The sequence below is a fragment of the Actinomadura soli genome (assembly GCF_005889715.1).
Lineage (GTDB): Bacteria > Actinomycetota > Actinomycetes > Streptosporangiales > Streptosporangiaceae > Spirillospora > Spirillospora soli.
This window is the reverse complement of the sequence record NZ_VCKW01000445.1, coordinates 1-4,004: the sequence shown is the minus strand read 5'-3', so window position 1 is coordinate 4,004 and position 4,004 is coordinate 1. Positions and strand designations below refer to the sequence as shown.

The 4,004-nt window shown below is 69.0% G+C and carries 4 protein-coding genes; all 4 read right to left on the bottom strand.

Features of this window, described 5'->3' with window-relative positions; all coding sequences use genetic code 11:
- Positions 1-310, bottom strand: a 310-nt coding sequence (locus ETD83_RS40215; protein ID WP_230421511.1) for a PadR family transcriptional regulator, incomplete at its 3' end; no start/stop codon positions are given.
- A gap of 272 nt (positions 311-582) precedes the next feature.
- Entirely contained in the window at positions 583-1,323 is a 741-nt protein-coding gene (locus ETD83_RS40210) for a phosphotransferase (RefSeq protein WP_230421510.1), read from the bottom strand.
- A gap of 500 nt (positions 1,324-1,823) precedes the next feature.
- Positions 1,824-2,597, bottom strand: a complete 774-nt coding sequence (locus ETD83_RS40205; protein ID WP_268920544.1) for an ABC transporter permease — start codon at positions 2,595-2,597, stop codon at positions 1,824-1,826.
- A gap of 41 nt (positions 2,598-2,638) precedes the next feature.
- Positions 2,639-3,616 (bottom strand): ATP-binding cassette domain-containing protein, encoded by a 978-nt coding sequence (locus ETD83_RS40200; RefSeq protein WP_230421509.1) that lies wholly within the window; start codon positions 3,614-3,616, stop codon positions 2,639-2,641.
- Positions 3,617-4,004 lie beyond the last annotated feature (388 nt).

The following is a 4,004-nucleotide window of genomic DNA, read 5'->3' as shown; positions in this document are numbered from 1 at the left end:
GACGCAGGGTGTCCCAGGGTTTGGGGGCGGTGGCGCGGTTGGCGTGGGCCTTGGCCAGAGCGAGCCGGGCGTTCTCGGCGCCCTCCTGGGTGAGCTGGTAGTAGCGGCGGCGCGGGCGGCCGAGGGCGTCGGCCTCGCGCTGCTCGGCGGGCTCCTCCCAGCGGGAGGTGATCCACCCGGCCTGCTCCAGGCGGGCGATGATCGGGTAGACGGTGCCGGTGGGCAGCTCTGTGGCCTGCACCATCTCCAGGCCGTACCACTCCCGGCCCGGCTCCAGCAGCGCCTGCCGCAGCACCATCTGAGTCTGCATCGTCATCCTCAGGCCCCGGCTCACTGCGACCCCCTCCTCCCATTGCGTACCGCCAGCAGCAAACCCGACACCGCCGCCGCGACCCCGACCGGTCCCGCTACCGTCGGCACAAGAACCGCTAGTACAGCCGCCGCGAGGGCGACCACCGCGATCCCCAGCCACGCCAGCAAGGCCCAGGCCACGAACACCCCGGACTGCCCTGAAGCGCCCCCGCGTCGCTCGAACTCTACATAGCTCATAACTCGTACTCTACATACGATGCCCCGACGCCGCTAGCGACCCAAGCCCGATGCCAGCTCAACGCGGTGCTGCTCAACCCAGGCATGGGCGGCCTGTACTTCGCGGACGACCCCAGCCTCGCGAAGACGGACCATCGCCGGGTCGCCGGCTGCGGCAGCGGTCGCTATGCCCCGCCAGCAACGGTCCTGCCACCACAAGATCACATCGACCAGTTCGCGCCGATCGATCAGCCCATAGGTGTCACGCACCAACCGGACACGCCGAGCCGCCCCGCCGACATCGACGATGCCGGGCCCCAGCCCCACGTACTGCCAGCACACATGCGCGATGTCGTGGATCCGCCGCCCGGGGCTCGCCAGGTCCCAATCGATGAAGGCCACCGGCCGCAACCCCGCACCCAGATCCCGATACACCGTGTTCTTCGGCGACAGGTCGTTATGGCACACGACCTCTCCGTCCCCAGCCAGGTTCGTGGCGGCCATCAGATCGTGGAACTCCCGGACCAGCTCGGCGACCCGCATCAAGCTCTCGTCGCTGTCGACCTCGACGGGCTGAACCGGCTCCCAAGCCACATGACCGTCAACGAAGCTCAGCACTTCCCGGCCTTGGTCATCGATCCCCAAGAACCGCGGCGCCCCGTCCCAGCCGACCCGCTCCAGCAGACCGAGGAGCTGATGGACGAACTCCGCGCGAGCGGCAGGTCGTCGCCGCACCGTGTCACCGACCCGGACACTGACGTTCACGAAGCCACCGGGCAGCGAGGACTCAGACACCCGACCATCCTGCCCGGCCGCGACCGGAATTCCGCCGCGCTTGATGCGCGAGACGAGTCGAGACGAGTTCGGAGAAGTTCTCGGAGAGAGTGAGGTTTCCTGCCCCGAAGCCTCGGAATTCCGGTCGCGGACCGCCCGTGTGAGACGTGCCAGCTCGACCTCGAAATCGGCTCCGCCGACCCGGACGTGCCGGAATCAACCACATCACCATCCGCGCGCGCCGCGCGCGCGGCCACGACCGCCAGGTTGGGGCCGTAGTAGGGCCCCGACCACCCTGCGGGCCGACCACCCTGCGGGCTGACCTCGCCGTGGGCTGACCTCGCTGTGGGACGCTTCGCCGAGGTCGATCACGTCATCGTCTCCCGTCGGGGCGGGCTCAGCGGGCGGCACCAGCGCTTGCGCTCTCTACGGTTCAGCGTCACGCAACACTGATCCTGGGCACCCCGCCGATGCCCGGTCAGGCCCGCCGTGCCCTCGCGGGGCGGGCCTGACCGGTTGCTTCACGCCTGCTTCCGGTAGGTGTGGAAGGCGCGCGTGGACAGCAAGCCCATGACGAGGGCTGCCGCTGCGAGCAGCCCGAGGTGCACCCAGACCGTGATCCAGTCGGTGTGGGCGCCCATCGCCTCTCGGGCCGCGACGACCGCCCATTCCATGGGGTTGTAGTCGGCAACGACACCGACCCAGCCCGGGGCCAGGCCGAGATCCATCACGGCCGAGCTGAGGAACATCAGCGGCAGCGTGGTGAATTGGGAGATCGCGATGAGCGTCGCCTGCTGGCGGGTCAGCAGCGCCACTGCGTCGGACAGTGCCGAGAAGGTCAGCGCCAGCAGCACCGCGGCAAGCAGTGTGACGCCGACGCCGGCGACGCTCCCAGGGAACCGGACGCCGGCGGCCAGAGCGATGGCAACGATGATCAGGCTTTGGATGAGCGTCTGGATCGCCTGGTAGGTCATGGTCGCGATCACCATGGCGCCCCGGCTGGCGGGGGAGGTGAGCATCCGGTCCATGACGCCGCGGTCGATGTCCTGCAGGTAGGTCGTTCCTGACCACGCGCTCGCGAACAGCGCGGTCATCATCACCACGCCCGGCGTGAGGAACTGCAGGAAGCCGCCGTCGCCGTGCGTGAACCCGGGAAGGTCCGCCACCGAGCGGAACAGCTGTCCGAACAGCAGCAGCCAGATCACCGGCTGCACCAGGCCGATGACGAGGAAGGTCGGCATCCGCCGGAGGGCGCGCAGCAGCCGACCGGTCAGGAGCGCGGTGTGCGTGAGCACGGTCAGTGGACGCGCACTGGTGAAGTGCTGGTGTGCGGTGGTCACTCCGTCACCTCCAGAGCCTTCGGGGCCGCGTCGGCGTCGAAGCTGTGGCCGGTGTGTCGCAGGTAGACGTCATCGAGCGAGGGCCGGGCGAGAGTCGCGGAGGTCACGGTCATGCCCGCTTCCTCGAGTGCGGCCAGCACGGGTGGCAACGCCCGGGCACCGTCATCGGTTCGGCCACGGACAGCGCTCCCGTCCATGGTGACGTCCCGCAACTCGGACACCGTCCGCAGGACCGTGAGCGCCCTGTCGTCGGCCTGGGCCAACTCGACGTGGACCGCGTCGCCGCGCAGGCCGCTCTTGAGTTCGCTCGGGGTGCCTGCGGCGACCACCGCGCCCTGGTCGACGATCGCGAGCCGGTCCGCGAGGCGGTCGGCCTCCTCCAGATAGTGCGTCGTCAACAGCACCGTCATCTGCTCGTCCCCGGCCATCCGTGCGATCTCGGCCCACATTTCGCTGCGGGCGTGGGGGTCGAGCCCGGTCGTCGGTTCGTCGAGGAAGAGCACCTGAGGGCGGTGCATCAAGCCGAGCGCGACGTCGAGCCTGCGCGCCATACCGCCGGAGTAGGTCTGCACCAGCCGGTTCGCGGCGTCGGCCAGGCCGAACCTGTCGAGGAGCTCGCGGGCACGCGCCATGGCGTCCCGACGGGACATGCCGTGCAGGCGTCCGGCGAGCAGCAGGTTCTCGACTGCGGTGCCCATCGGATCCGTACCGGACTTCTGCGACACGAACCCGATCACCCGCCGCACCTGCTCGGGCCGCGTCGCCACCTCGATCCCGGCCACGCGAGCCGACCCCGAGTCGGCGGCCGAGAGCGTCGAGAGGATCTTCACCGTGGTCGACTTGCCGGCCCCGTTCGGCCCGAGCAGCCCGAATACGGTTCCCTTCGCCACGGCGAAGCTCAGCCCTCGCAGTGCCGTGATCGGCGGCTTGTTCTTGCCGGCCGGATAACTCTTGACCAGATCGACGGCCTCCACAGCCGGATCTGCTACGTGGGCAGCACCCATCGTCACACCCCTTGTCAGGACCTGGTGTGACTCCCACCTTCCTGATGTCACCGGACACGAGGAGGCTTGATGGCGAGGGCTGGACCCTACGGTGAGTAGTCGCCGCAGAGGTTAGCACATGGGGTGGTCCGGACCTCGGCCGCTGTCACCCTCGTCACCCTGGCCGTCGGATAGGCCGGGACGGTGGGCAGGGGCAGGCCGGAATCCTGTCCCCGTGTGGGGATGTGAAAGCGGCGGCTGAGCGGATCGACCGACCGGCTGTTGAGTGTTGGCGGGGCTTTGGTTGTCCGGGCTGTTTTGGGTGGGGGTGTGTTGTGGTTCTGGTGTGTTGTGGTTCTGGTGTTTTGGTGTTCTAGGG